Annotated in this window: 28 protein-coding genes and 2 pseudogenes; 14 read left to right on the plus strand and 16 right to left on the minus strand. The window is 67.8% G+C overall.

Annotation, left to right across the window (positions count from 1 at the left end; genetic code table 11):
- Positions 1-24: 24 nt before the first annotated feature.
- The 6 genes from L0M17_RS09045 (at position 25) to L0M17_RS09070 (ending at position 4,079) form a co-directional block, all read left to right on the plus strand.
- On the plus strand, positions 25-507 hold the full coding sequence (locus tag L0M17_RS09045; protein ID WP_241053637.1) for an enolase C-terminal domain-like protein: 483 nt from the start codon (positions 25-27) through the stop codon (positions 505-507).
- A 325-nt stretch (positions 508-832) separates the two neighbouring features.
- A complete protein-coding gene (locus tag L0M17_RS09050; protein WP_241053639.1) occupies positions 833-1,441 on the plus strand; it encodes a hypothetical protein in 609 nt (202 codons plus the stop codon).
- Between the two features lie 219 nt (positions 1,442-1,660).
- A complete protein-coding gene (locus tag L0M17_RS09055) occupies positions 1,661-2,419 on the plus strand; it encodes a hypothetical protein (protein WP_241053640.1) in 759 nt (252 codons plus the stop codon).
- 67 nt (positions 2,420-2,486) lie between these two features.
- The gene (locus L0M17_RS09060) at positions 2,487-3,254 is read left to right on the plus strand and encodes a class F sortase (protein WP_241053641.1); all 768 of its coding nucleotides are present in this window, start codon (positions 2,487-2,489) and stop codon (positions 3,252-3,254) included.
- Positions 3,255-3,305: 51 nt separating this feature from the next.
- Positions 3,306-3,749, plus strand: coding sequence for a cupredoxin domain-containing protein (locus tag L0M17_RS09065; RefSeq protein ID WP_241053642.1), 444 nt, complete (start codon positions 3,306-3,308; stop codon positions 3,747-3,749).
- Between the two features lie 147 nt (positions 3,750-3,896).
- On the plus strand, positions 3,897-4,079 hold the full coding sequence (locus L0M17_RS09070) for a hypothetical protein (RefSeq protein ID WP_241053643.1): 183 nt from the start codon (positions 3,897-3,899) through the stop codon (positions 4,077-4,079).
- Positions 4,080-4,127: 48 nt separating this feature from the next.
- Here the strand turns inward: L0M17_RS09070 and L0M17_RS09075 are convergent, their stop codons facing one another.
- Both L0M17_RS09075 and L0M17_RS09080 read right to left on the minus strand, forming a co-directional pair.
- On the minus strand, positions 4,128-4,397 hold the full coding sequence (locus tag L0M17_RS09075; protein WP_241053644.1) for an Rv3202a family protein: 270 nt from the start codon (positions 4,395-4,397) through the stop codon (positions 4,128-4,130).
- 174 nt (positions 4,398-4,571) lie between these two features.
- Positions 4,572-5,129: a GNAT family N-acetyltransferase gene (locus L0M17_RS09080; RefSeq protein WP_241053645.1), complete on the minus strand. Its 558-nt coding sequence runs from the start codon at positions 5,127-5,129 to the stop codon at positions 4,572-4,574.
- A 155-nt stretch (positions 5,130-5,284) separates the two neighbouring features.
- Here L0M17_RS09080 and L0M17_RS09085 point away from each other — a divergent pair, with 155 nt between their 5' ends.
- The 3 genes from L0M17_RS09085 (at position 5,285) to L0M17_RS22690 (ending at position 7,510) form a co-directional block, all read left to right on the plus strand.
- Positions 5,285-5,887: a TetR/AcrR family transcriptional regulator gene (locus tag L0M17_RS09085; RefSeq protein ID WP_241053647.1), complete on the plus strand. Its 603-nt coding sequence runs from the start codon at positions 5,285-5,287 to the stop codon at positions 5,885-5,887.
- Complete coding sequence (locus L0M17_RS09090; RefSeq protein WP_241053648.1) at positions 5,884-7,161, plus strand: glycosyltransferase; 1,278 nt, start codon at positions 5,884-5,886, stop codon at positions 7,159-7,161. Before L0M17_RS09085 ends, L0M17_RS09090 begins: the two co-directional genes overlap by 4 nt.
- Before the next feature lie 160 nt (positions 7,162-7,321).
- Positions 7,322-7,510, plus strand: a complete 189-nt coding sequence (locus L0M17_RS22690) for a cysteine hydrolase family protein (protein WP_308196846.1) — start codon at positions 7,322-7,324, stop codon at positions 7,508-7,510.
- Between the two features lie 144 nt (positions 7,511-7,654).
- Here the strand turns inward: L0M17_RS22690 and L0M17_RS09100 are convergent, their stop codons facing one another.
- From L0M17_RS09100 to L0M17_RS09110, 3 genes are all read right to left on the minus strand, one after another.
- Positions 7,655-8,263: a DUF2510 domain-containing protein gene (locus L0M17_RS09100; protein ID WP_241053649.1), complete on the minus strand. Its 609-nt coding sequence runs from the start codon at positions 8,261-8,263 to the stop codon at positions 7,655-7,657.
- Between the two features lie 195 nt (positions 8,264-8,458).
- Positions 8,459-9,892 (minus strand): APC family permease, encoded by a 1,434-nt coding sequence (locus L0M17_RS09105; protein WP_241053650.1) that lies wholly within the window; start codon positions 9,890-9,892, stop codon positions 8,459-8,461.
- Between the two features lie 34 nt (positions 9,893-9,926).
- Positions 9,927-10,904 (minus strand): GlxA family transcriptional regulator, encoded by a 978-nt coding sequence (locus tag L0M17_RS09110; RefSeq protein WP_241053651.1) that lies wholly within the window; start codon positions 10,902-10,904, stop codon positions 9,927-9,929.
- An 83-nt stretch (positions 10,905-10,987) separates the two neighbouring features.
- On the opposite strand from L0M17_RS09110, the pseudogene L0M17_RS09115 reads away from it, so the two are divergent.
- Positions 10,988-11,785, plus strand: a pseudogene (locus L0M17_RS09115) (EamA family transporter); the annotation flags it as partial.
- Here the strand turns inward: L0M17_RS09115 and L0M17_RS09120 are convergent.
- From L0M17_RS09120 to L0M17_RS09130, 3 genes are all read right to left on the minus strand, one after another.
- A complete protein-coding gene (locus tag L0M17_RS09120) occupies positions 11,731-13,836 on the minus strand; it encodes an FAD-binding monooxygenase (protein WP_372498059.1) in 2,106 nt (701 codons plus the stop codon). The pseudogene L0M17_RS09115 and the gene L0M17_RS09120 sit on opposite strands and share 55 nt — an antisense overlap.
- Positions 13,837-13,947: 111 nt before the next feature.
- Positions 13,948-14,745: an IclR family transcriptional regulator gene (locus tag L0M17_RS22695; protein WP_241053653.1), complete on the minus strand. Its 798-nt coding sequence runs from the start codon at positions 14,743-14,745 to the stop codon at positions 13,948-13,950.
- 127 nt (positions 14,746-14,872) lie between these two features.
- On the minus strand, positions 14,873-15,316 hold the full coding sequence (locus L0M17_RS09130) for a DUF1801 domain-containing protein (protein WP_241053654.1): 444 nt from the start codon (positions 15,314-15,316) through the stop codon (positions 14,873-14,875).
- 219 nt (positions 15,317-15,535) lie between these two features.
- On the opposite strand from L0M17_RS09130, the gene L0M17_RS09135 reads away from it, so the two are divergent.
- Together L0M17_RS09135 and L0M17_RS09140 are read left to right on the plus strand one after the other, a co-directional pair.
- The gene (locus L0M17_RS09135; protein ID WP_241053655.1) at positions 15,536-15,862 is read left to right on the plus strand and encodes a CHY zinc finger protein; all 327 of its coding nucleotides are present in this window, start codon (positions 15,536-15,538) and stop codon (positions 15,860-15,862) included.
- Positions 15,863-15,978: 116 nt separating this feature from the next.
- The gene (locus tag L0M17_RS09140; RefSeq protein WP_241053656.1) at positions 15,979-16,857 is read left to right on the plus strand and encodes an aldo/keto reductase; all 879 of its coding nucleotides are present in this window, start codon (positions 15,979-15,981) and stop codon (positions 16,855-16,857) included.
- Here the strand turns inward: L0M17_RS09140 and L0M17_RS09145 are convergent.
- The 4 genes and pseudogenes from L0M17_RS09145 to L0M17_RS09160 form a co-directional block, all read right to left on the minus strand.
- Positions 16,821-17,516, minus strand: coding sequence for a cyclodeaminase/cyclohydrolase family protein (locus L0M17_RS09145; RefSeq protein WP_241053657.1), 696 nt, complete (start codon positions 17,514-17,516; stop codon positions 16,821-16,823). The genes L0M17_RS09140 and L0M17_RS09145 overlap by 37 nt on opposite strands.
- Positions 17,517-17,594: 78 nt before the next feature.
- A pseudogene (locus tag L0M17_RS09150) lies at positions 17,595-18,646 on the minus strand (zinc-binding dehydrogenase).
- A gap of 138 nt (positions 18,647-18,784) precedes the next feature.
- A complete protein-coding gene (locus tag L0M17_RS09155; RefSeq protein ID WP_241053658.1) occupies positions 18,785-19,057 on the minus strand; it encodes a hypothetical protein in 273 nt (90 codons plus the stop codon).
- A gap of 93 nt (positions 19,058-19,150) precedes the next feature.
- The gene (locus L0M17_RS09160; RefSeq protein ID WP_241053659.1) at positions 19,151-19,315 is read right to left on the minus strand and encodes a hypothetical protein; all 165 of its coding nucleotides are present in this window, start codon (positions 19,313-19,315) and stop codon (positions 19,151-19,153) included.
- A 341-nt stretch (positions 19,316-19,656) separates the two neighbouring features.
- Here L0M17_RS09160 and L0M17_RS09165 point away from each other — a divergent pair, with 341 nt between their 5' ends.
- Complete coding sequence (locus L0M17_RS09165) at positions 19,657-20,610, plus strand: beta-ketoacyl-ACP synthase 3 (protein ID WP_241053660.1); 954 nt, start codon at positions 19,657-19,659, stop codon at positions 20,608-20,610.
- Positions 20,611-20,676: 66 nt separating this feature from the next.
- On the opposite strand, the gene L0M17_RS09170 is transcribed toward L0M17_RS09165, so the two are convergent.
- Both L0M17_RS09170 and L0M17_RS09175 read right to left on the minus strand, forming a co-directional pair.
- Positions 20,677-21,717, minus strand: coding sequence for a YihY/virulence factor BrkB family protein (locus L0M17_RS09170; protein WP_241053661.1), 1,041 nt, complete (start codon positions 21,715-21,717; stop codon positions 20,677-20,679).
- Positions 21,718-21,731: 14 nt separating this feature from the next.
- Positions 21,732-23,114 carry a M20/M25/M40 family metallo-hydrolase gene (locus tag L0M17_RS09175; protein WP_241053662.1) on the minus strand — a complete coding sequence of 461 codons (1,383 nt, stop codon included), beginning with the start codon at positions 23,112-23,114 and terminating at the stop codon, positions 21,732-21,734.
- A gap of 87 nt (positions 23,115-23,201) precedes the next feature.
- On the opposite strand from L0M17_RS09175, the gene L0M17_RS09180 reads away from it, so the two are divergent.
- On the plus strand, positions 23,202-23,807 hold the full coding sequence (locus L0M17_RS09180; RefSeq protein WP_241056379.1) for a TetR/AcrR family transcriptional regulator: 606 nt from the start codon (positions 23,202-23,204) through the stop codon (positions 23,805-23,807).
- A 96-nt stretch (positions 23,808-23,903) separates the two neighbouring features.
- On the opposite strand, the gene L0M17_RS09185 is transcribed toward L0M17_RS09180, so the two are convergent.
- Complete coding sequence (locus L0M17_RS09185) at positions 23,904-24,611, minus strand: hypothetical protein (protein WP_241053664.1); 708 nt, start codon at positions 24,609-24,611, stop codon at positions 23,904-23,906.
- Positions 24,612-24,673: 62 nt separating this feature from the next.
- The gene (locus L0M17_RS09190) at positions 24,674-25,753 is read right to left on the minus strand and encodes a LacI family DNA-binding transcriptional regulator (protein ID WP_241053666.1); all 1,080 of its coding nucleotides are present in this window, start codon (positions 25,751-25,753) and stop codon (positions 24,674-24,676) included.
- Between the last annotated feature and the right edge of the window lie 368 nt (positions 25,754-26,121).

Below are 26,121 nucleotides of genomic sequence, written 5' to 3' on the forward strand. Positions count from 1 at the left end.
GGCAGTCGAGCCCTTCGACATCGAGTGGGCGGAGGACCCCGTCCGCTCAGACCGCCCGAGGCCCTCGCGGCTCTCAGGGAACAGACCCCGATCCCGATCGCCGGCGGGGAGAGCGTCGGCACGGGCCAGCTCGGATACAGGTCGCTGTTCGAGCAGAAGGCCTTCGACGTCGCCATCCTGGATCTGGGCTGGTGCGGGGGCATCACGGCAGGCACCGCCATCACCGCCTTGGCCGACTGCCACGGGCTCACGGTCGCCCTGCACGACTGCACCGGACCTGTCTCGCTCGCGGTCGCCGCCCACCTGGCCACCACCGCCCCGAACATCCAGGTCCAGGAGGTCGCCAGGGCTTTCTACCACGGCTGGTACCCCCAGATCGCCCTCGGGCTGCCGGACCTCGATCACGGTCGCCTGTCCCTCACCGGGGCACCCGGTCACGGCATCGAGCTCAGGGACGAATGGCTCCAGCACCCCGGAACCTCCCGGAGGAAAACGCTGCTCGCCTGACGCGCGCGGTTCGCCTGGTTCGCGGACGACGGTACTCTCCCTTTGGGTCTGACTGGCCCGAATGTCGCCTCGAACGCCACGCGCTTCCCGGGCTCGAACGCGGTGACGCGTACGTCCGCGGATACGCTGCGACCGCCGGGTCCAGCGACGGTCTGCTCGTACTCCGTGGATGCTGCGCCGAACCGGGGGCTGCTCCAATCCGCCGCGGGCGCGGCTCCGAACCATGTGCAGCAGGGCCCGAGCCACCCGCGAGCCGGAGGTCGCGCGGGCAGCGAAAGGCGTCCTTGCTGCACGTGCAGGCAGGACTGGGGAGAGGCGGCTGAGGATGGGCAGGGTTCGGACTGGGAGGCTGGCCCGCGGGTTCCTGGCGCTGGCAGGCGTGGTGCTGATGGCGAGCGGCTGCGCCGCCGGGGAGGCCTCCGGGCCCACCCCGCCTTCCGCAGCCCCGTCGTCCGAGGCGCTCACCGTGCCGGCGCCTGCCGGGGCCTCTGAGCCGGGGGCCGCGACGCCGCCGTCGGAGGCGACGATGGTGTGCGGGGAGGAGATCAGGGGACGGATCGCCCAGATCCTGGCCTTGCCCTCCGTCCCGGCTCCCTCGTCCTCGTGGGCCGGGGGCCTCTACACGTGCTCCTACCGCCTTCCGGGAGGGCTCCTGGTGCTTTCCGTGAAGGAATCCGAGGATCCGGCCGCGGCCCGCGCCTACGCCACTGCCGCAGAGGGGCGCCTGCCCGGGGCGGTCCCGATCGAGGGGCTGGCCGCTCTGGGGCTTCCCGCCTACGGGAGCCCGGCCGGGGCTGTGGTGTTCGCCAAGGACAGCTTCACCCTCACCGTGGACGCCACGGGCCTGGGCGGGACTGTCGGGCCCCAGGGGATCTCCCGTAGCTCCTTCGCTTACCAGATCGCCACCGACGTGCTGGCCTGCTGGAGCGGATGAGCGCCCGCACCCGGAACCCCATTGCCTGCTGGGCAGGGGGTGCTGGAGCACCGTGCCGGGGCCCGCGGAAAGGGGCCCAGAACTTTTCCCGGCCGGAAACCAATCCGTGATCCGGACTGCACCGAATACCCCGTGCCGGACAGCTCCTGGGCCCGGCGACCGGCGCCGCCCGAGCGGGCAGCGCGAGAACGAGAGCACGATTCGAAGGAGAACACCGTCATGAAGAAGTCTGCTCTGCTGATCGCCCCGGCCCTCGCGTTCGGGGCCCTGGCCCTGTCAACGAACCCCGCCATGGCCGCCGACAGCGCCATGTACCAGGCCAACCTGGCCTCGATCAACGGCTCGAACGCCTCGGGGACGGTCATGGTCTCCCTGAACGGGAACCAGGCCACGGTGACCGAAAAGGTCTCCGGGCTGGCCGCGACGTTCGGCGGCAAGCCGTACCCGCACGTGCAGCACATCCACATCGGCGCCAAGGGCCAGTGCCCCGGCCCGTCCGCCGACACCAGCGGCGACGGGGTGATCAGCACCACCGAGGGCGCCCCGTTCTACGGCGCGATCGGGGCGACGCTCTCCACCAGCGGGGACACCAGCCCCGCCGCCGGGACCGACCTAGCCGTGGCCGGGATGGGATCGGACTTCACCTACCAGCGCACCATCACCCTGGACGCGAAGACCCTGGCATCGCTGCAGTCGGGCACCGCGGTCGTGGTCGTGCACGGCCTGGATCCGGCGACCCTGCCGGCGGCGGCGCAGAAGGAGCCCAGCGACCTCGTCCCGTCCCTGCCCCTGGCCGCGACTTCCCCGGCCCTGTGCGGGACCCTGGCTGCGATGCCCGCGGGAGCTCCCGGCACCGGGATCGCCACCCCGGCCCACCAGCAGGGCCCCGATGCCGGCCTGATCGCAGCCGGAGCAGGGCTCCTGGCCGCGGCCGGTGGAGTCTATGCTCTCCGGCGCCGCGCGACGGCGAAGGGCTGAGGACCGTCCCGCAGCAGGCGGAGTAAGGCCCAGACATGACCACGACCGCAGGAGGAGGCCGCAACCGATGAGAGCACCCGACCCCGCGCGGAATCGGCGCGCTCCCCTCCTGTCGGCCTTGGCCGCGCTGCTGCTGGCCTTGGGGCTGGGAGTGACCGGTCTCGGCCTGGCCCACGGCGTCCCCGCCGCGGGCCAGGCCCCCGCACCCCCCACCGCCGCAGCCGTACCCTCTGCCGTACCCCCGGCAGCAGGCCCGGCAGGTGGAAAGCAGGGCCCGCCGTCGTCTGCTCCGGCGTCGTCCCCGGCCCCCTCCGACCCGGCACCCTCGGCCCCGGCTCCCTCGGCCCCTTCCCAGTCGGGTCCGGTGCTGCCGGCGTCGGCGCCGGTACGGCTCCAGGCGCCCTCGATCGGGGTCGATACGCCCCTGATCGCACTCGGCCGCCAGCCCGACGGGGAAGTCGCCGTCCCCCCGGGCGCGCCGGGTTCCCCGGCTGGCTGGTATACCGGTTCCGTCGCCCCAGGGGTCACCGGCTCGGCGATCATCCTCGGGCACGTGAACGCGATTGGCACCCCAGTGGGGGTCTTCTACCGCCTCCATGTGCTTGCTTCCGGCGACCAGGTCACCGTGATCCGGGCAGACCGCACCGCGGCGGTGTTCACCGTGGACAGGGTGGACACCTACCACAAGGCCGCCTTCCCCACCGTGGAGGTCTACCGCAACGCCGACCGGCCCGAGCTGCGCCTGATCACCTGCGGCGGGTACGACCCCGCCTCCGGGGAGTACCTGGACAACACCGTCGTTTACGCCCACCTCACCTCCAGCCACCCCGCCTGAACCCCGCCGGCCAGGGCACGGCCGGCCAGCCCCCATCCTGGAAGGGACACCATGAGCCTCATCCGAGCCCGCGGCCGCCGCTTGGCCGCCGTGGCTTTCCTGACCGGCGTCGCCGCCCTGGGCGCCGCGGGCTGCTCCGCCCCCGGGGAGGGCGGACCCTCCACCGCCCAGGCCTCCCCGGCCCATGGCCATCCCACAATGGACCCCGGGATGGCCATGGGGACGCCGACCGGGAACGGCATGCCCGCGGCCGCCGTGACGATCCACATTCGTGGCTCTGCCTACTCCGACCCGGGCCCCGTCGCCCCCGGCGCCACGGTGACCGTGATGAACATGGACTCCCAGACGCACACTGTCACCGCAGACGACGGCTCCTTCCACGCCGTCGCCGCCCCCGGCGAGTCCGTGGCCTTCACCGCCCCCACCATGCCCGGCACCTACCCCTACCACTGCGAGTACCACCCCGGGATGCACGCAGCCCTGACCATCCAATGAGCACGGGCCCCGGCCCTGGGGCCGGCGGCCACCGGCGGTATGCAAGCGGAGGATTGGGGGGCGTGACCGGGCACGGGCACCGACGCCGACGGGCCGACGGCGTGCGCGAATCTAGGCCCTTCCGGACCGCGAACGAAGGAAAGGCCAATGGCCTTCGTGTCCATCCACACCATGGACGGGGACCCCGAGGAGCTCCTGCACCGTAAGGAAGCCGCAATCGACCCGGTCGTGGACGAGTTCGCGACCGCCTGCGGGGCCCTGCTCTCGATCACAGGAGGGGCGTCGGAGCCGCGGGGCTGCTCGGCACCGTCGCTGCAACGGCGGACCTAGGGCTTCGACCCGGGCCGAAGGCTGCGGTCGACGGAATGCGTGCGCGGGCTACTCCTCGGCCTCGCGGCCGGGCAAGGGAGGGTATTCCTCGTCCTCGTCCTCGGGCAGCGCGGTGGCCTGCTCGAGCAGGTCCGCCTCGGGACCTTCGACGTCCGCGATGGAGGGGGAAGTGCCCTCACCACCCTGCAGGGGCATCTGCTGCTCGAGATAGTCCGACTCGGGGGCTTCTGGGGGACGCGGACCGGCGGGGCCCGTCTGGGCCGGCCAGGCCGGAGTGCGCTGCTCCTGGGCGTCGGCTTCGGGCACCTTGTCGCTCATGCTCTGCCTCCTCGAGCTTGAAGGAATCGGGCATGCCCCAGCTTCCACCAGCACCCCGGTCGGCGCAAACCCCGAATCGAGTGCGCGCGCCGCCGATGCAGATGGCGTCGTCGCCGCCGCGACGATCGGCCGACTCTCGGCGTCTTCGCCCCGGGAGGGGATGCCGCACTGCTCCTAGTCGCGGATCGGCCACTCGGCGGGGCCACGTTCGTCGCGGGCGAGAAGGGCAGCAATCCAGCAGTCCTGTCGTCCAGAGCCAAGCCGGATCCCTTGCCGGAGGATGCCTTCTAATCTGAATCCGAGGCCCTCCGCCACGCGTGCCGAGGCGAGGTTCCCAACGGCAGCGCGCCATGCGATGCGAGCGAGGTCTAGCCCTTCAGCGGCGAAGCCGAAGTCCACCACCGCCCTTACTGCTTCCGCGGCATAGCCCCTGTGCCGGGCGTGTGCAGCGAGCCAATAGCCGATCTCGGCTTCATCCTCATTCACTCGCAGGCTCGTCATCCCGGTCAATACGCCCCCAGACCGGATTGCCCAGGTCAGCTCGTTCCCGGCTTCCCACGCCGCGGCGGCGTATTCAATGAAGCGAACCGCGTGCTTCCGTTCGTACGGATGCGGGAGGGGGATGAACCGCGCAATCTCTGGATCCTGACAGGCTTCAAAGATCGCCTGTTCGTCCCCCTCCTCGGGGGCGGACAGGTCCAGCCGCACGGTTCGAAGCACGTTGGGCACCATGGGTTCACCATACTGAGGGCGAAAGCCGCGGGGCCTGGGATTTCATCGAGCCCCGGAACTCTGGCGCGGCCTGAGCCCCCGAGGATGGCGTCAAGACGTGGAATGGCGAACCCAGGGTCTGGTGGTTCAGGTCAATTGGAGTTAGTCTTACTGACATGAAATCTCCGCCTTCGTCCCGGAGCTACGTGATGACGAAGCGGGCCGAGTCCGCCGCCGCCACTGCTGAGCGGATCCTGGACGCCGCGGCAGGCGAGTTCGCGGACGGCGCCCCCGTTGCGAGCATCACGCTCGACGCCGTAGCCAACCGCGCCGGGGTGAGCGTCCAGACCGTTCTACGCCGTTTCGGCGACAAGGACGGGCTCTTCGCCGCAGCCGCCGAGCGGCAGGCGACCAGAGTGGCCTCGGAGCGGGACCCGGCCGTGCCGGGGGACCTCGAAGGCGCCATCGAAAACCTCGCCGAGCACTACGAAAGAGACGGACGTCTGGCCCTGCGGCTGCTCGCAGAGGAGGCGTCGTCGCCCTTCATGGCGGCGGTCACGGGCGCTGGCAGGGCCTACCACCGGTCCTGGTGCGAACGCGTGTTCGCGCCCTCTCTCGACGGGCTGGAGGGTGCCGACCGCCGGCGCCGTCTGGCCCAGATCGTCGCCGTGTGCGACGTCTACGTGTGGAAGCTCCTCCGGCTGGACGCCGGGCTGAGCCCCCATGCGTATCGCGAGGCGCTCCTCGAACTCCTCGAGCCCCTGATCCGGAGGCCATGATGTCACGCATACTCGCCTATACCTCGCCCGCCATGGGCCACCTCTTCCCGCTCATGCCCCTCCTGCTCGAACTGCACGCCCGCGGCCACCGCGTTCACGTGAAGACCCTCGCCTCCCAAGTCGGGATGGTGCGGGCCCAGGGTCTGGAGGCCGAGCCGATCGACCCGCGCATCGAAGCGGTCCGCATCGAGGACTACGCCGCGAAGGGGCCCGTGCAGGCGCTCTCCGCGTTCGCCCAGGCGGTCTCCACGAGAGGAGCATTCGACGCCCCCGATCTCCTTGCGGCTGCCGATACGGTCGGTCCAGACGCGGTGATCGTCGACATCAACGCTTGGGGCGCGCTGTGCGCCGCGGAGGCCCGGGGCGGAGCTTGGGCAACGTTCAGCCCCTACACGCCCTCACTCCGCTCGCGCTCGGTTCCGCCCTTCGGCCCCGGCCTCCCACCCATGCCGGGACCGCTCGGCACGGTGCGCGACGCCGTCGTCCGTCGGCTCACCATCGGCGCGGTCGAGAAGGCTTTCATGCCTCGCCTCACACAGCTACGAGCCCGGCAGGGCCTGGGCCCCGTGCTGGACACGGACGAATTCTTCCGCCGCACGTCCCTGCTCTTGGTCATGACCTCGGAACCGTTCGAGTACCCGCGCACCGACTGGGAAGACAATGTGCGGCTCATCGGGGCACTGCCCTGGGAGCCGCCCGTCGCGGCGCCGGACTGGGTCAGCGATCCCGGCGAGCCGTTCGTGCTCGTCACGACCTCCTCCGAGTACCAGGCCGATGAGGCGCTGGCCCGGGCCGCGGTCGAGGGCCTCGCGGGCGAGCCGTACCGCGTCGTCGTGACGATGCCGGCTGGGGTGGCGGACCTCGGGGCGCTGCCCGCCAATGTGCGGCTGGAGCGGTTCGTCCCGCACGGGCCCGTCCTCGCACGCTCCGCGGTTGCCGTGACCCACGGCGGGATGGGTGCGACCCAGAAGGCACTCAGCGCCGGTGTCCCGTGCGTCGTCGTGCCGTTCGGACGGGATCAGCTGGAGGTGGCGGCGCGAGTCCGGCATGCGCGCGCGGGTGTGCGGCTCGCCAAGGGCAGGCTCACTCCGCACGGGTTGCGCGATGCGGTCGGCAGGGCGGCAATGATGGCCGACGGCGCCCGGCGCGTCGCGGCGGGCTACCGCGCCGCGGGCGGGGCCGGAGCCGGGGCGGACGAGCTCGAGTCGCTCCTTCGTAAGAGCCCGCGCAGCTCAGAGTCGGAGTCGACTCTGAGAAGCCCCGACGGGCCCTGAGAGCCCAGCTGCTCCTTCACGCACCTGGACTTCCTGACGGACGGCGCCGCATGACCACTTTGCAGGAGCGGCCGAACACCGCGTTGCTCGTTGTCGATGTGCAGAACGGCGTCATGAGTGACGCCTACCCCAGCTCCAGACCGCCGAGGGCGAGGCGCAGGTGCGCAAGCGCTTCGGCGACGCCTTCGAGGCCACTGACCTGGAGGACGTGCTCGCGCGCCAGAGCATCGGGCACCTTGTCCTCGTCGGCGCGCAGACGGATGCCTGTATCCGCTCGACCGCCCACGGGGCGTTACCCGAGGCTACGACGTCACCCTGGTCCGCGACGCACGCACCACGGAAGACCTGACGCCCTGGGGCGCCCCAGCCCCCGACCTCGTCATCTCCCACACCAATCTCTACTGGAGCTTCCAGACGGCTCCCGGGCGCACGGCCGCCGTCGTGCCGACCGCCGAGCTCGACTTCACCTGAGCCGGCCGCGGACGTCTTCACGTCAGGTCGAAATCGGATTGGAGCCTGAAGGGAGCATCTCGGCCATCTTGATTCCAACCACGACGACGGCGATGGCTGCGGTTGCGATGACTGCCCAGACGGGCGCGAGGCCGCGGGGCCGAGCGACCTTGCGCACGACCACGGACCGGCCGATCACATAGACCGCTGGCGCGAGGAAGGCCCACGCCCAGTTGAAGGGCCGCACGACCCCTTCGGACCCCAGTTTCTTCCAGTCGACGTACGCGAACCCGAGGCAGAGCACATACGAGAGCAAACCCATGACGAGCATCAGGAAGTACACGGGCGTGAAGACCGAATTCAGCTCGAGCATGCGGATCTGCTGACTGCCGCTCACGAGAGTCCGGTAGCTGAGCGTCGGCTTCCAGACGAGTTCGAGAAAGACGTTCGCGAGCGGCATGAGGGCTACGAGCCAGATCGCCCAGTTGTACACGGCTGCCCCAGGGCGCAGCGATGGCCTTCCTCTGGCACCTCGTGGGGATGTCTGAGGCTGGCGGAAGTCTCCCCACGAATTCCCGTCCCACCATCGCAGCTGCCCCCGAAGCTCCGGTGCGGGGTACCAGCCGGGAGGGAGCGATGACGAACCGGTCACCCTTGTACCCTCGGGCGGCCACCCACTGCTTGATTCCACTAATGTCCCCCCAGATTCCGAGTGAGTTGCGAGCCGTTGCGCTCGCCGGTACGGGCGATCCTAGACGACGGCACGCTCCGACATGGCGCGGGAAATGCAAGGATTTGCCAAGGATGGGGGGAAGGCCTTCGAAAGGAAGGCAAGTCCCCAACACCGCTATGTCAGCGTTTCGCGCGCTTGGCGACGGCGGTTGAGGGCACCGACGAGCAGGAATCCTGCGGAGATGGCAAGAGGCGCGAGCAGGAAGGGGCCAGTGGGGATCAGGAGCAGCGCGACGGCGACGGTGGCGACGAACGAAAGCCACCAGCCGCCGGAGCGGCGCGGCAGGAGACGCAGACCGGAGGAGAGGGCCACGAGATAGACAGGAACCTGCGATCCGGCGCATACGGCAACAAACCAGCCCGTGTCGATTGGCTCAACCGTCGCGAGGGTGAGCCCCACAGCGGTGAGGAACGCAGGTATCCCGACGGCGAGCCGATGGTCGCGTGTGGGCGGCTGCGGGGCCACATCGGCGAGGAAGTGCCGGCCGAGGCGCCGAAGGCTGATGAGATAGGCGGAGGCGTTTGCCAGGGAGAGCAGGGCCGCCAGGACGGCGGCGACGGCCGACGCAGCGGGACCGACTGCTGCGCGCAATACTTCGGCGACGGGCGCCTCGGTGCTGCCGGCGTAGGGGCCGAGCACCAGGATCTCCGGCATCGCTACGCACGCGTAGAGCACGACCACGATGATCAGGGTGAGCGCAATGACCCTGGACAGCCGAGCAGAGGGCGGCCTGAGCATCGATGCGAAATTCGTCGACGCTTCCCAGCCAGTGAGCACCCACATGAGGACGAGCAGAGCGGGCAGGATCGAGCCTGCCCCGTTCGGCGCCAGCTCCCCGATCCCCGCCGGGCGCCACTGCGGCGCGGAGGCCGCCGCGGCCCCGACGATCAGCAGCATGAGCGATCCCGTCAGCACCAACGACAGCGTGGCGCTCGAGCGACCCCCGGCTATCGATGTCGCGACGGCGACCGTGGCGATCAGCCAGGCTGCCGCGAGGGTCGTCGTGCGCCCACCACCGATGGCCGCGCTCACGTAGGAGCCGCCGATCAGTGCCAGCGCCGGCACACCGAGAGGGACGCCGAGGAAGAACCACGCCGAGACCAATCGGCCGGCGAGTGGCCCGAACGCTGCGGAGACATAACTCTGGATGCTCCCGGCGGAATCGCCGCCGTTGCCGCTAGCCGCCCTGTGGATGAAGACGAACGCGAATGCGGCGGGCACGGAGACGGCAAGGAGGATGGCGATGGCCACCAGCGACAGCGGGCCGGCGATCCGCGCCGCCGTGGCGGGGAGGGTCAGGATGCCCGGCCCGATGACCGCGCTGACGTAGAGCGCGACGCCGGCGGCCGTCCCCAGACCGCGGGCAGCAGTCGTGGTCGATGCGATGGTGAGAGTTCCCTTCGGGATGGTGGTGCAGAACGGAGCAGCGTCTCGGCGATGAGCCGGTATGAGACGATCGCCGGGGCCGCATGGGTCAATACCAGTGCAGCCGGATCCGTAGGCCGCGACAAGCGGCATAGATGCCGACATCCGAAAGATCTGCGCCACGAACTGGAGTCAGCGCTCGTGGAACTCTCTTCGTTCAGCTGGCCGTGGTGCCCGCATGCCGGAACGTTTCGCGATACGCGCCGGGCGAGGTGTGGAGGTGTTGGGCGAAGGCCTGGCGCATGCTCGTGGCGGTGCCGAATCCACTCCGGGAGGCCACCTGTTCGATGGAGAGCTCCGTGCTCTCGAGGAGCTGCTGTGCCCTCCTCACGCGCTCGGCGATCAGCCACCGGCTCGGGGTGAGTCCGTGTTCGCTCTGGAAGCGCCGGATGAGCGTGCGGCGGCTTACCCGGGCCTGTCTGGCGAGATCAGCCAAGGTGATGCGCTCCTGCAGGTTGCCGCGTGCCCACTCGAGCGTCGGGCCCAGCCTCGAACCGTTCGGGTCGGGGACCGGCACAGGGACGAATTGGGCCTGATCGGCTGCCCGGTGTGGGGGCACGACAAGCCTTCGTGCGAGCTCGTTCACCACGGCGGCACCATGGTCACGGCGCACGAGTTCGAGGCAGAGGTCGATCGCGGCCGCGGTGCCCGCCGACGTGAAGATGTTGCCTTCGGCCGTGTACAGAACGGCAGGGTCGACGTCGACGAGCGGATAGCGCCGCTTGAGCCTGTCCGCGTACATCCAGTGGGTCGTTGCGCGGCGTCTGTCGAGCAATCCGGCCTCGGCCAGGGCGAACGCTCCCGAACAGAGTCCGACGACGCGGGCACCCCGTTCGTCGGCGGCGCGGAGCGCGTCCACGAGGTCCGGAGACGGTGGCTCGTCGACGTCCGCGAAGGCCGGGACGATGACCGTGTCCGCCGTGGCCAAGTCCGCCAGCGACCCTGCCTGCGGTGCGAGGAAGCCGGAGGCAACCGAGGCGTCGGGGACGGTTGCGCACAGGAGGACTTCGTAGGCAGGCGAGATCAAGTCCGGGCGTCTCGCACCGAAGATCTCGCAGGGGACGGCGACCTCGAACAGCGGGGCGTCGGGCATGATCACGACGCCCACCCGATGGGCGGCGGATTCCTTGTGCATGTAGTCCATGGTGCCATCCAGGAGTGCCTTCCTTCCGTGGCGCGATTCTTTTGCCTCTCGGCACCACCGCCGATTGCCCTGAGATGCTCAAACGAAAGAATGGACCGGTGAAACCCCAGCATGCCGCCCTCGCTGTCCTCGTCGCCGTCATCTGGGGAGTGAACTTCGTCGCGATCGAGGTTGGGCTTCGAGACGTCCCGCCGCTCGTCTTCGTCGCGCTGCGGTTCGCGCTCGTAGCCGTTCCGGCCGTGTTCTTCGTCCCGAAGCCCGCGGTCTCGTGGCGCGTGCTTGCCGGGGTGGGCCTGTTCATGAGCGCGGGCCAGTTCGGCCTCGTCTACCTCGCGATGCATCTGGGGATGCCTGCAGGCCTGGCCCCGCTTGTGCTGCAGAGCCAGATGTTCTTCACCATCCTCCTCGCCGCCGCGGTGCTCAAAGAGCGGCCGACGACGGCGCAGCTCCGCGGAGTCGGTGCCGGGGCAGTCGGCCTCGTGCTCGTAGCGTGGGGGAGGGGCGCCATCGCGCCTCTCGGGCCGCTCCTGCTCGTCGTGCTCGCGGGCCTTTCGTGGGGCGTCGGCAACACGATCGCGAGATCCGCCAAGGGCGCCTCTGGGCTGGGCCTGGTGGTGTGGTCCGCTCTCGTCGTCCCTGCGCCGCTGCTCGCGCTCGCCGCAATCGTCGACGGGCCGCCCGCCGTCGTCGGCTCCTTCGCGCACCTGACGCCGGAAGCGTGGCTCAGCACGCTCTTCACCGTCGGCCTCTCGTCCCTCGTCGGCTACTCCGCCTGGAACTCGCTGCTCGGGCGGTACCCAGCGGCCGCCGTCGTGCCCTACACGCTGCTCGTGCCGCCGGTGGGGATGGCCGCCGCGTGGCTCGCTTTCGGTGAGCTGCCCCAGCCGCTTGAGGTGGGCGGCGGCGCGCTGCTTCTGGCGGGAGTCGTGACGACGCTGCACAGAGGCGCCCGATCGCCCCGTCTACACAAATCAGAGCTGTCGGGCAATCGCCGCTGAACCAGCATCGTCTGGGCGAAGAAGTTCCCGAGTTCCTGGTGGGCATCCAGGGGCAGGACGGCTGCGACGTACTGGTCGGGGCGTACGACGACGACTGCGCCGCGGGCGCGGTCGATGCCTCGGGCGTCGAAGATGTCCTGCCCGGGGGTGGGGTCGGGGGTGAACATCTTCTCGTAGTCGACGAGCCTGAAGGGGCCCTTGCGGGGCGTGAGGAACTGCGGCATCGTCCCAATCTCGAGGGTGTGGTGGTCCTGCTGGAAGACGGCCCGAACATCGAACACGGCATCGGAGTCCGCGCCCTCCGGGGTGAAGAGCCGGACCGGGGAGTGTTCGGACTCGGCGAGGAAGGCGCACAGCCGGGCGAAGCCGGATTCGGGGGACTGCGGGTCGTCGGCGTCGGCGAAGGCGTAGATCCGCCATCGTCCGTCGGCCTCGGCCACGTGGCCCAATCCGAGGGGCTTCGCGTCGGCCAGCCGGATGACGGGGGCGGAGTGGAAGCGCTGGCCCACGGGGAACCCGGTGGCCAGCGACTGGTGCTCGCCGGAGCCGGTGAGCGGGCCGGGGGCGTACTCGGTGGCGAATCCGGCGGTGAATCGGCCTCCTTCGGTGAACAGGCGTTGGCGCTCCTGTGCGTCGATGCCGCCAGCGCCCGGGGAGTCGGGGTCTTTGGGCTTGGCGGCCATCGCGGTGGACCAGCGCAGGTCGAAGTCGATCAGCTCCTGGGCGACTGCGCGGCGTTCCTGGGCGTAGGTGTGCAGCAGCGATTCCGGGCTGCGTCCCTCGAGGACCGCGGCGAGCTTCCAGCCGAGGTTGAATCCGTCCTGCATGGAGACGTTCATGCCCTGGCCGGCCTTGGCCGAGTGGGTGTGGCACGCGTCCCCGGCGATGAATACCCGTGGGCTGCGGCTGCCGCGCTCGGATTCGGGCACGTCGTCGAACCTGTCCGCGATGCGCTGGCCCACCTCGTACACCGACCACCAGGCGATGTCCTTCACCTCGAGCGTGTAGGGGTGAAGGATCCGCTGGGCGGCGCCGATGAGGGATTCGGGGGTGAACCGGGCGCGGGCGTCGCGGTCGCCGGGGTCGTGGTCGCCCAGGTCCACATAGAGGCGGACGAGATAGCCGCCCTCACGGGGGATGAGCAGGATGCTGCCGCCGTGGGCGGACTGGATGACGGACTTGAGGCGGATGTCGGGGAAGTCGGTGACGGCGAGGAGGTCCATGACCCCCCATGCGTGGTTTCGGGCGTCCCCCCGCAGCCCGATGCCGAGAGACCTCCGCACGGCGGAGCGTGCGCCGTCGCAGCCCACCACATACTTCGCCCGCACGACGACGTCCCTCGCCTCGCCGTCGTCGGCCGCGCCGCCGGTCCGCCGGAGGGTGGCCTTGACGGGGTGGTCGCCGGCGGGGAGGACCTCGATGGCGGTGGCCTCCATGCCGTAGTCCGGCTCGAGCCGGGAGGGGCTCTTGCGCATGTGCTCGAGGAGGTAGTCCTGCATCCGGGCCTGGTTGACGATCACGTGGGGGTACTCGGACAGGCCGTCGGCGACATCCTGCACGCGGCCCGTGCGCATCAGGCCCCCCTCGGGGGCGGGGCTCCAGAACGTGGTCTCGTTGACCCAGTAGCCCTCGCGCACGAGCTTCTCGGCCAGGCCGAACGCGTTGAACATCTCCACCGTCCGGCACGCCACCCCGTCCGCCTGCCCGAGCTCGAGAGGGCTCGTCCGGCGCTCGACCACCCTCGTCGTGATCCCGGGGAACTGGGCCAGCTGCGCTGCGAGCACCAGGCCCGCGGGGCCGGTCCCGACCACCAGCACGTCCACCTCCTCCGGCAGCTCCCCGCTGCCCGCGGGAGGTCGGGCCGAGGGGGCCGCGGGGCGGATCTCGGGGTCGCCGGGACGGTAGCCGTCAAGGTAGAACTGCACGAATGCTCCTAAGCCGCTCATCGGCCGACACTGGCCACTCGCATCACGGTAGGGGTCGGTGGCGAAGTGGAGCCAGCGCATTCTGTACAGAAGAATTTATACGACGGTCTTCTAACGGGCGCCCGAGAGCTGTTCAACTTCCAGCGCCGCTGCGATCCTCGTGGAGCATTCGCGGAGGGCGGAGTGCGTTTGCGGCGTATTCAGGGACTCCGCGCGGGAGAGCGGGGCGCTGAGGGAGATTGCGAGCCAGGCTGGTTCTGCGGAGCCGCGGATTGCCATGCCGATCGCGGCGATGTCGGGTTCGGTCTTGCCGACGTTGAGGGCATAACCTTGCGAACGGACGTTCACAAGCTCCTCTTGGAGCGCCGCCATCTCGTGGGTGGCGAGACGGTCGCCCTCGGTCTGAGCTGCCTGTCCGGAATAGAGCCGCCGCAGGGCCTCGTCGTCGAGGGTCGCAAGGATGGCCTTGCCGCCCGAGGAGAGCCGGGCGGGAAGGACTGTTCCCGTCCGGTCGCCCACGCGCAGCAGATGCGCAGACTCCACGCTCGTAAGAAAACGTACGCTGCTCCCAAACCGCGCCATGAGGTTCGCTGTCTCCCCGACGGCGGCTCGGAGTTCTTCCAGGTACGGATGTGCGGCAGAGGCGATTTCCTGCAGACGGCCTGAACGTGGGATGCCGTGCAGGGCCGGGCCTGCGGTATAGAGGCGTGATTCGTTCTGGAGCGCGAAGCCGCGGTACATGAGGGTTGCGAGAAGCCTGTGGGCGGTCGAAGGTGCCACATGGAGGCGTGCGGCGGCCTCGTTGACGCGAAGCTCATCCCGCTCCTGCAGCAGGAGGATGAGCTGCAGCGCCTTGTCCACGGACTCAATCGCGTACGCAGGCTTCTTCACAATCTCAAAGTTCTGCACAGCAGAATCTTACACATCCGCCCAACAATGTAGGCTCCTCTTCCTCGTTCCTGCCGCGCGGGCGGGTTTGTGTTGTCCGAGGAGGTCAGGCGCGGCTGGAGGCCTTTCGGGACCGCGAGGCAAGGCACTAGGGGGCGGATTCGCCGATAGCCTTGCGCACCACCGCCTCGATCGCTTCTTCGTCAGACGGCGAGATCTCTGTGATCGCAAAGGCGGTCGGCCACATGGTTCCCTCGTCGAGCCGCGCCGCATCGAAGAACGCGAGATTGCCGTATCGTGCTTTGAACTTCGCCCGCTCCTGGTAGAAGAGGATGATTTTGCCATCTTTATCGGCATAGCCGGGGCTGCCGTAGAACAGCTTCGGGACCAGTGATGGTGCAGCCTTGCTGACGATCGCATGGATGCGCTCGGCATTCGTCTTGTCTGGTTCATCGAGCGAGGCGATCTTGTCGAGCACCGACTTGAGGGCCTCCGCCGCGTTTTCCTGCGCCTTGAGTTCCTTGGCACGCTGCTTCATTGCCGCACGCTCTTCGGGAGTGAATTGAGGGGCGGACTGCTTGGATTGGGCCATGCATCGATCATCGCCCCAACGCAGCCCGGGGCGCTTCTTCAAACCTGCTTGATAACCAACGAAGCCAACTGAAGAGGACCCCCCAAAACATGCCTCTGGGGCAGCAGGGACGCCGGGTTCGTCCGGTCTATAAAGCCAGCAGGGAAGGACCACTAAACACCGGCGCATAGTGGGGTTGCTACAAAGCGGCCGCGCACTGCGCAGCGTAGCGTTCTTCCGGTGAGCGCGTCGACGAGGATCTTCGGCAGCACCGTGGACGACGAAACCCGGTGTATCCACTACCGCACGGCCAAAGATGTCATTGCCATCAAGTTCAAATGCTGTCTCCGCTACTACCCCTGCCATCTCTGCCATGGCGAGGACGCAGACCATGAGACGCAGACGTGGCCCAGAAATCAGTGGGCAGAGCTGGCGGTGCTCTGCGGCGTGTGCAAGAGCGAGATGGCCGTCCAGGCCTATCTGGCGACGACCTCATGCCCGAATTGCGGCGTTCCGCTCAACGAACGATGTGCGGCCCACAGACACCTCTACTTCGACACGAAGTGAAACACGCGGACCCGTCCGATCCGAGGGTGGGACTTGGAGGACCTCCCTCGCCTTCTCGAGTCGGCATACGGTTGACGGGTTGTTCCACAACCGAGCGTGAAGGGGTTAGCGGAGATATGCAGCAGCGCACCATCGGGAACGTGCCAGTCAGCGCCGTCGGGCTCGGCGGGATGCCGATGTCAATCGAGGGACGCCCAGACGAGAAGCAAGCCATTGCGACAATCCACGCCGCTCTTGATGCAGGGGTGACCCTGATCGATACAGCTGACGCGTATCACCTGCCCGGACAAAACGAAGTCGGCCACAACGAGGAGCTCATCGCCAAGGCGGTCCGCTCCTACGGCGGCGATGCTTCCCGCGTGATCATCGCAACGAAGGGCGGTCACCTCCGTCCTCAGGAAGGCCCCTGGGCACAGAATGGCGACCCGGCCTATCTCAAGGAAGCGGCCAAGGCCTCCGCTCGGCGTCTTGGCGTCGAAGCGATCGATTTGTATCAGTACCACCGGCCGGATCCGCAGGTTCCCTATGCGGAGTCAGTCGGAGCACTTGCCGAACTTCTCGACGAAGGCGTTATCCGTATGGCCGGCATCTCGAACGCGAATGTCGACCAGATCAAAGAGGCGCATGAGGTGCTCAGCGGGCGGCTGGCTTCGGTCCAGAATCAATTTTCACCGAAATTCCGTTCGAGCGAACCCGAGCTCGTCCTATGTGCCGAGATGGGAATTGCCTTCCTCCCTTGGAGCCCCCTTGGCGGAATATCATCGGCGCCAGATCTGGGTTCGCTCCATGACGAGTTCGCCGCTGTTGCGCAGACGCACGACGTGTCACCGCAAGTAGTCGCCTTGGCCTGGGAACTGGCGAAAGCCGACGTCGTTATCCCCATACCGGGCGCCTCGCGCCCAGAGTCCATTCGCGACTCGGCCTCCGCCCCCGAACTCGAGCTGGCCCCGGAGGAACTTCACCGACTGGACTCGGTTCCCCTCTCATCACGCTGATCGGCGGCGGCCGTGGGGGCGGCACGGTGATCGATGCTGGCGGTCAGTGTGTCAATACGGTCAAGCGCATCGTCGAACCGCCTGACAGTCGACCACAGCTCTGCGTGCTGCTCCCGAACCTCGTCGAGGTCTTTACCCCCCGAACGGAGCGAAGCGAGGTCGAAGCTGACGTTCGTGCGAGCGCCCGCAAGCGCAGCCCGAAGGGCGCCGAACGCGACGACGACATCAGAGACCAAGGCAGGATTGCCATGCAACGCGAGCCATGCGAGAGGGTCCAGGGCATCAAGGGCCAGCTCGCCGAGCACCGCGGACGACTTGGCCGCGTTCAGGGATGCGGCGCGTATGGCTTCCTGCCGTTCCGGGCCCCGTTCCAGACGGAATGCCGCACCGAAGGCCCGCGACGCCGAGGCATCTTCGTCCGCCAATCGGAGGGCAGCCTCGCGCAGCGACTGCGCGCGCATCCGGATCCTCTCGACTTCCATGGGGTCGCGTTCGTCCGCCTCGCTATAGCCGGCAACCATGGACATCAACGAGGCAGCGACGGCCAGCATCAGCCCCGTGCCCGCGCCGCCGCCGGGCGAGCCAGTGGATTGGGCCAATGCCCTCGTCCATTCTTCAACCGTCGAGCCATGGGTGCTGACCGCGTGGGAATCGTTCACGCCCTCAGTCTGCCCGTACGGGCTGCGCCGACACGACGTCGCGTTGCCTGGTCGGACTCCTGATGCCCTGCCTCCTGGCTAGGCCGTGATGACCACCTTGAGTGCATGCTCGGAAGCGGCGTTGGCAAAGGTGCCGTATGCCTCGGTGATTTGGTCGAAGGTGAATCTGTGCGTGACGAATTTGGAGGGATCGATCTCGCCGCGTGTGATCTTCTCGAGCAGGGCCGGAGCCGTGGTCGCATTGACCAAGCCAGTCGTGATGGTGATGTTGTTGATCCAGTCCCGGTCAATGGGGAACTCGACCGGCTTTCCGTGGACGCCCACGTTCGCGACGCGTCCGCCGGGGCGGATCGAGTCGAGTGCCGTTGCGAACGTAGCCGGGAGGCCGACCGCCTCAATGGCGACGTCGACACCAAGGCCGTCCCAGCTGAGCCGCTTGAGTTCGACAGGGACGTCGACTCCGGCGCCTGCGGTCACTGTCTGGGTTGCCCCGAACTTCTTGGCCTCCTCGAGCCGATACTCGTTTCCGTCCACGGCGATGACTTCAGACGCACCTGCCGGCCCGGCTGTCATGATCGCTGCGAGGCCCACCGGTCCCGAACCGATCACGGCCACGACGTCGCCCTGCTTGACACCGCCGTACAGGACCCCGATCTCGTAGCCCGTAGGCAGGATGTCGCTCAGCATCACACCCTGCTCGGCAGAAACGCCCGCGGGGAGGGGGATCAGGCCATGATCCGCGAACGGCACCCGGACATATTCTGCTTGCGTGCCATTGATGAGATGGCCGAAAATCCAGCCGATGCCACCGAGGGTCTGGCAGTGCGAGGTGAGGCCCGAACGGCAGAAGCCGCATTGCATGCATTTGCTGATGCACGAAATGATGACCCGGTCCCCGACTTTGATCTGGGTGCATTCGGGACCGACCTCGGTCACGACCCCCACCCCCTCGTGGCCAAGGTTCTTCCGTCGGTCACGGCGGGGACATCTCCCTTGAGAATGTGCAGGTCAGTGCCGCAGATCGTCGTGGTCTCGACTTTGACGATGGCATCCGTCGAATCCTCTATTGCTGGATCGGCTACGTCTTCCCAAGCCTTCTGGCCCGGGCCGTGATAGACGAGTGCCTTCATGGTCGAACCTCCTGGCGCGCAACGGATCTCGGGTAAGGCAGGACGAGGAGCCAAGGTGCCTCAAGCTCATGATCGGCAAGCGGCACGTTTTGCGATAGAGGCCGGACGTTTCGCAGTAGGGCCGGAGGTCAACGAGGCTCAGCCTGCCACGTCGCTGTACGACCTCCAGATGAAACGCGCGAGGAAGAATCCAAAAGCGCCGAGCACCACTCCCGCAAGCACCTTGCCCCAATCCGGCCCATACGGATCGAGGAGCCCAGGAAGGGCGAACATCGCTATGCCCTCAGCGCAGATCACAGCTCCGGTTCCCGTTGCGAGGGCCCGCGCAGCCTGCGGCTGGGAGCTGCGGAGCCGCCACGACCCGACCCCCAAGGCCACGATTGCGGCAACCCCAATAATGATCGCGGCCACCGTCATGACTCGGCGCTCACTTTGACGGATGGGTCAGCGGTGCCAGATCGGTCAGCGGCGCCTTCCCGCGCTCGTGGGCCGCAGCACGCTCCACTAGACGGGGACTTCGCGCAGCTGCAGGTGGTCGCCGCCGTCTTCGACCGGGCTTTGGCCGCACGAGTACACGAGCAGTTTCATCGGGCCCTTGAGCCCTGCGAACTGATGCACCGCCACGACCTGCATCGGCCGCCCGCACACGCACGTCATCTCGGGATCCATATTCAGAGCGTACGCCGGGGTCAGCGAGCGAGGTAGGCCGGGCTACCCCATCCCTTGGATGCCGGCCCGTCCCTTGGAGGACGACGACGAAAGCCGCCCCGCGCCGTCGTCGACCCTTTCGCTCGGTGCGCCTTCCGGAAGGCCCGATCGGAGCGATTAGCCGTACCCGAAACGGCGGTGGAGGGGATTAGCCCTACCCGAAATGGCGGTGGAGGGGAATAGCCGTACCCGAAATGGCGGTGGAGGGGAATAGCCGTACCCGAAATGGCGGTGGAGGGGAATAGCCGTACCCGAAACGCCGGTGTCGGCCTGTGACGGCGAGGGTCAATACGATGGTCAACATGGATCAGCGTTCACTGAGGGGCTCGGCCCTCAAAGGCCTTGGGCACTACCAGCCCGAGAACATTGTCACCAACGACGATCTGGCCCGGAGGGTCGAAACGAACGACGAGTGGATACGCACTCGCACGGGTATTCGGGAGCGACGGATCGCCTCTGATTCCGAGACCGTCGTCGACATGGCGTCGGCCGCTGCTCGAATGGCGCTCGCAGACGCGGGAATCGATGACGTTTCGCTCGTCGTGGTCGCCAGCACGACCTTGATGGATCGAAGCCCGAATTCGGCTGCTCGGGTCAGCGCTCAGCTCGGCTTCTCCGGTCCCGCCGTGCTCGACATCAACACGGCCTGCTCCGGATTCGAATACGCCCTCGCGCTCGCCGATCAGGCCATCAGCATGGGGACCGCCGAGCACGCGCTCGTGATCGGGGCCGAGAAGCTCTCGAGCGTGACCGACTGGACTGATCGACGAACGTGCGTGCTGACGGCCGACGGCGCCGGCGCCGTCGTCCTCGGCCCCTCATCCGAGCCGACGATCTCTCCCGTGGTGTGGGGGTCCGTTCCCGGGATGCTCGAGGCCGTCGTGATCGACAAGGAGACTCAGCTCTTCTCGCAGGATGGCCGCAGCGTCATGCGGTGGGTGCTCACCGAAGCGGCGGACCAGGCGAAGCGCGTCCTCGAGCGAGCCGGGCTCAGTCCTGCGGACATTGACGTCTTCGCGTTCCACCAGGCGAACCTTCGGCTCATCGAGCCGCTCGCGCGCGCCCTCGGGGTCACGGACAAGCAGGTCTTGATCCGGGACATCGAGGAATCGGGCAACACTTCGGCAGCGAGCGTTCCGCTCGGACTCTCGAAGGCCTGGCATCGGGGCGAGCTCCCGCGTGGCGGGCGCGCCTTCCTCTTCGGGTTCGGGGGCGGCTTCACCTTTGCTGGCCAAGTCGTGACGCTGCCCGAGTAGGCGGAGCTTAGGCCGCCGAACTGTGGGGGAGCAGTGGTTGGGGGAGGGGCCCGGAAGATGCGCGAATCAGCTATCCTCGCGCGTTTGCGGCCCTTCCTCCGGGCTGTCTGCTGATTCCTTGCCGCCCGGTTGGGCGGCTTCGTCGGGGGATCGCTCCCCGAAGGTGACATCGATCCGCTCGAATCCCTTCAAGCGCTGTGCCTTGGCCTGCCGGGTGTAGGACTTCCGGTCGCCGGCCGTGAGGTCCACTTGATCGGTGAACGGTGTGAGCAGGGCGCGCGGATGGAGCCGGTCGACCCGGACGACGTTCGCCTCGACGCACAGGACGATGGCGACCGCCGCGAGGTAGAGGAAGGCCAGCAAGCCGAGGACGACGGCGAACACACCGTTCATTTCGCTGGCCCGCCTGACGACCTGCGCGACATAGATAGGCCCCAGGGACTGCAGGAGTTGCCACGCGATGGCGGCACCGACTGCGCCGGGGAGGACCTGCCTGACGGTGAGGGGACGGACCGTGCCGATGCGGAAGGCGAGGATGAACGCCCCAGCATTCACCGCAATCGACAAGGCCAGGAAGACCGCTCGGCCCGCAGCACCGAGGGCGTCCGCGTAGCCTCCGAGGGCAGAGAGGACGGTGGTGCCGATCAGGGCCAGGCCAACGGTGCCTAGCAGGAGGAGGCTTCGGCCCCGGGACTTGATCGGATCCGGCCGGCTGTTGCGGGGGATCGACCATGCGGTGTTCATGGCGTGCTGGATCGCCTGAGCGACTCCGATCCCGCCGTAGAGAGCACCGAGGATTCCGATGACGACGCCGACCGTCCCCCCGCCGAGCCCCTTCGGCTCGGACAGTTGGGTGCCGATGACCGGGAACTCGGTGAGCGCCGACGTCATGATTTGGGTCTGGAGCTCAGGGTCGCCGGAAAGCACGAAGCTGAGCAGCGTCGAGAGCAGCAGAAGCAGTGGGAACAGCGACACGAAGGCGTAGTACGTGATCAGCGCGGCGAGGAACGGTCCCTGATCGTCGAGGTACTTGTAGAGCACGGCCAGGGGGTATCCGAGCCACGGATGCCTCTGCTGCAGCGTGTCGAATCGCCCGACCGATCCCATCGTCAGCCTCCGTCCTAACGCTCGTTGAGCTTGGACAGGAGCAGCACTTCCGCGAGGATCGAGCGCCGCAGTTCGTCGAGGTGGACGGATTCGTCTTCGCCGTGGGCCCGCGAATCCGGGTCCTCGGCGCCGGTGATCAGGATCTGGGCCTGCGGGAAGTGCCCGGCGAGCGCTGAGACGAGCGGGATGGAGCCGCCCACACCAACCCTGACGGGAGCGGATCCCCATGCCTCCTCCATGGACCACAGCGCGTCGCCGACTGCTGGGGACGAAAGGTCTGCGGCGTACGGCATGCTCGCCCGCCCGGACGTGACCGTCACTTCGGCCCCGGCGGGCGCGTGCATCCGCACATGCCGGCGGATTGCATCCATAGCATTCTCCGGGCTGTCGCCCGGCGCGATGCGGAGGCTGAACTTCGCCGTGGCCGTGGGTACGAGGGTATTGGACGCAGTGGCCACGGCGGGGGCGTCGAGGCCGATGATGGCGAGCGCGGGCTTCGTCCAGAGCCTCGAGGTGATGGTCCCCGTGCCCGCGAGCCTCACGCCCGGGGGGACCGACGCATCGGCCCGGAAGGTTCCCTCGTCGATGTCCCTCTCGGCAGTGTCGGCCGAGATCAGGCCCTCGATGGCGACAGCACCCGTCGCGTCGTGGAACGTTGCGAGGAGCTTGGCGAGCAGTGTGACCGCGTCCAGGACGGGACCTCCGTAGGTCCCCGAGTGGAGCCCGTGGTTGAGGGAGCGGAGTTCGATCGTTCCGTCGACGAGGCCGCGGAGGCTGGTAGTCAGGGCGGGCACGCCGATCTTCCAGACTCCCGAGTCAGCCACCACAATGATGTCGCTCTTCAGGAGCGCCGCATGCTCTGCCAAGAATGCACCGAGCGTTGCCGAACCAGATTCCTCTTCGCCTTCGATGAAGAGAGTGACTCCGAGACCGAAACGGTCGCCGAGAACGTCGGTGAGGCAGCGGAAGGCCGCGAGGTGGGTGACGATCCCGGACTTGTCGTCCGCTGCCCCCCGACCCCACAGCCGGCCGTCTCGTTCCTCAGGAGTGAACGGCCCTGAAGTCCAGAGTGCGGCGTCGCCCGGGGGCTGCACGTCGTGGTGGGCGTAGAGCATCACCGTGGGCCATCCCGGCTTGGGCAGGCGACGGGCGACGACGGCGGGTGCGCCAGAGGCGCCGTCAGGCCCTTTTGCCGAGAGGATTTCGATGTTGGGGTATGCGGACGACTCGGCGAGAGCCGCGACAAGGCCTGCGCTTCGAGCGAGGTCCGCGGGGTCGAATTCTGCCCAGGCGATTCCTGGGACCGCGACCAGTGCCTTCAGCTCATCGATCGTGCGGGCGAAATCCGCGTCGACTTTCTCGCGGAGCTTCTGTACGGGCACACTTTGAGAGGCCATGCGGTTCAGCCTAACTGCGCAGCAGGATCTGTTTGGGATATCCGGCCGCCGTTGATTCGCCTTTGAATTCTTGGGTAAGTGGCGGACATGGCAGGGAAGGACCGCGCTCAGGCGCCACCGAAGCCGGGCGCCCGGCAGCGGATCCTCGATGTCTCCTTTTCGCTGTTCGCCGAGCGGGGCATCCGGGATGTAGGCGTCGACGAACTCATCGAGCGTTCTGGCGTAGCCAAGGCCACTTTCTACAAGTATTTCCGCACCAAGGACGATCTCGTTCTGGCCTACCTTCAGCGCTGGTATGAGGAACGCAGTGCGGCGATCGACGAGGCCGTCAGACGCCACAACGGAAGCGAGACGCCTGCCCTCCTTGCCGTATTCGACGTCTTCGACGAGTGGTTCCGCCAAGGGTCCTCCGAAGTGAGTTCATTCCTGCACGTCCTCATGGAGATGGGGCCCGCCCATCCCCTCGGAAAAGCGAGCCTGGAATACCTTGCACGCACCCGCGAGCAGCTTGCGGGCATCGCACGGAACGCCAAGCTCAGTGACCCGGACGGGTTCGCATGGTCCTGTCACATCCTTCTGAAAGGCGCCATCGTCGCGGCAGCAGAGGGCGATCTGGATGCAGCCGCTCGTGCACGGCACATGGCCGCCCTTCTCGTCGCAGAGCGCCGCTCACCAGTGCACGAGGCCGATTGACCTTTCGGGGCCAACACCATTTCGTAGTCAGCCCAACATGATTTCGTGGCAGCGTCGCCGTAGCCCGGTGCGCCTGCGGCCCCGTTCAGGACATTGTCAGGGCCCGTCGGCGCCCTTCGGGACTTCGTACTCCCAACCTGTCTGGGGCTCTTCCTGCAGGCTCGTGTAGTAGATGCGCGTATCCGGATCGGGATGGACGAGTGCGAGACCGACTGAGTGGCCGAGGAAGGCAGGGTCGAGGCACAGCACCTTGCCTGCGGCGATGGTGGAGAAGGGCGCTGGCAACGGCGCTTCGACGTCCGAGCTGACGGCACCGAAGAGGACTCCGTATCCGGCCCGACTGTAGAGGTCTGCGGCCGAGTGCAGGAGGGCCGCGCCAGTTCGGGAGGACTCAGGAACGGTCATCCTGAGGACCTCGGCGGCGAAGATCAGGCTGAGCCGTTCGAGCTGAGTATGGCCGTGGAATGTGTACGGCTGTCGGAACGCCCGTACGGCAGGTGTTGCAACGAGGCTTCCGAGGGGCTCGCCGTCGGGCGCCAAGGCGATGAGCGCTGCGGAGACCGACGACAGGGCCGCGTTGTAGCCCTTGGCGTGGGCGGCAGCGAGCGTTTCGTGGAACCTCTGGGGGCCCGCTGCGGCCGCATCGAGGGATGTCGAAAGGCCTCCTTCGTCGAGGGCCCACGCGAGTTGGGGCGGAAGCGGCCCGAGAACCTGGGGATACCGTTCCGCGTCGTCGGGGACTGCGCGCCTGATGCGGACCGGGCCGAGCGCTTGAGCGGGACTAGAAGCGAGGGCGGAGGCCATGGGGGTCCTTCCGAGGAATGGCATAGGGCTTGCGGCAGGCTGGCAGCGAACTTGGGCCCGGGCTACGCCGGGCTTCCCGAGACCGGCCTGGAGCTCGTCCGGACGATGAGCTGGGGGAGGAGGAGGTTCGGGCCCTCCGTAACGCCGGAGGCTCCGTCGAGCTGGGCGAAGACGCTGCCCAGAGCGCAGCTCACCGCCTTCTCGATCGGCTGGCGTATGGAGCTGAGACCAAGGGCGGCGGCGGTGGGCGTGTCGTCGAAACCGACGACGGCGGCCTGACCGCCTCCCGCTTGGACGGCGCTGAGAGCGCCGATTCCGAGCGAGTCCGAGGCGCAGACGAAAGCCGTCGCTCCAGTGGCGAGGAGTCGAATGGCAGCATCGGCGCCTGCCAGAATCCCGTCCGGCTGCTCCGAATCAAGGGACTCGAGTCGGTCGGAGCCGATCCCGGCTTGGCCGAGGGTCTCTGCCCATCCGCGCCGTCGTTCGTCGCCCGTCTCGGATCCTTTTGGCCATCCGAGGAAAGCGATCTCGCGGTGGCCCAGGCCGAGGAGGTGGCTCGTGGCCTCTGCCGTGCCGGCCGCGCCATCGACGTCGACCCACGCGTGGCCTTCGTCTTGGGTTGGCACCTGTCCATGGCCAGAGCCTTCGTCGGACCAGGGGCGGCCGAACACGGAGAAGGGCACCCCGTGTTCGGTGAGCCATTGATAGCGGACATCGCCACGGTGCGTTTCGATGAGGATGAAGGCGTCGACAGCCTGGGCTTGGATGAGCCTTGAGAATTGGCTCAGCTCTGCCTCGTCTGAGTCCGCCGTGTAGAGCATGACGCGATAGTCCCGGCGTTCTGCCTCCACCGAAAGGGCATGGAGGAACGTGTCGAGGACCGCGCCGCCGATCCCGTCTCGGACCGGATCGAGCCTGTACGCGAGGACGCCGGAACGAGCGGTGCGCATCTGGCGTGCCGCTGCGCTGCGGACGTATCCCGTCTCCGCGATGGTGGCGAGGACCTTCTTCAGCGTGTCCGGCTGGAGTCGTTCAGGATTGTTGAGCGCATTGGACACCGTCTGGCGCGAAACTCCGGCCAGGAGCGCGACGCTAGAGACCGTGGGCCGGGAAACGACCGGCGATGGGCCTTCTCCGTTCACGCTTTGCTTCCGTCCCTCATTGGATCTTTCTGATCGTTCAACCCGTGCATCTTACTGGCGGATTTGATTGATCAAACACGCGATTCATCAATGTTCCGCGGTAGCGGTCAGTGTGTCAAGGATCACATCCCGATCCTCTCAGTGGGCGCACGTCCGATGGGCAGGCGCGGGTGCATCCGGGGAGTGAGGGGCTCGATTCAGGGCCACCGCGATCCTTCACCTCGATACGCCGGGGGGATGACGTAGCTCTCGGGGCGAGGGACCATTTCTCGGGATTGTTGATCTGGCCTTCCTGTTCGATTCAGAAATTGATCTTGCATCCCCGTTGACCCTCGCATCAGCTGATTCGCGGGTCACGGTCAAATTGT

The organism is Sinomonas terrae (assembly GCF_022539255.1).
In the GTDB taxonomy this organism is placed as follows: domain Bacteria; phylum Actinomycetota; class Actinomycetes; order Actinomycetales; family Micrococcaceae; genus Sinomonas; species Sinomonas terrae.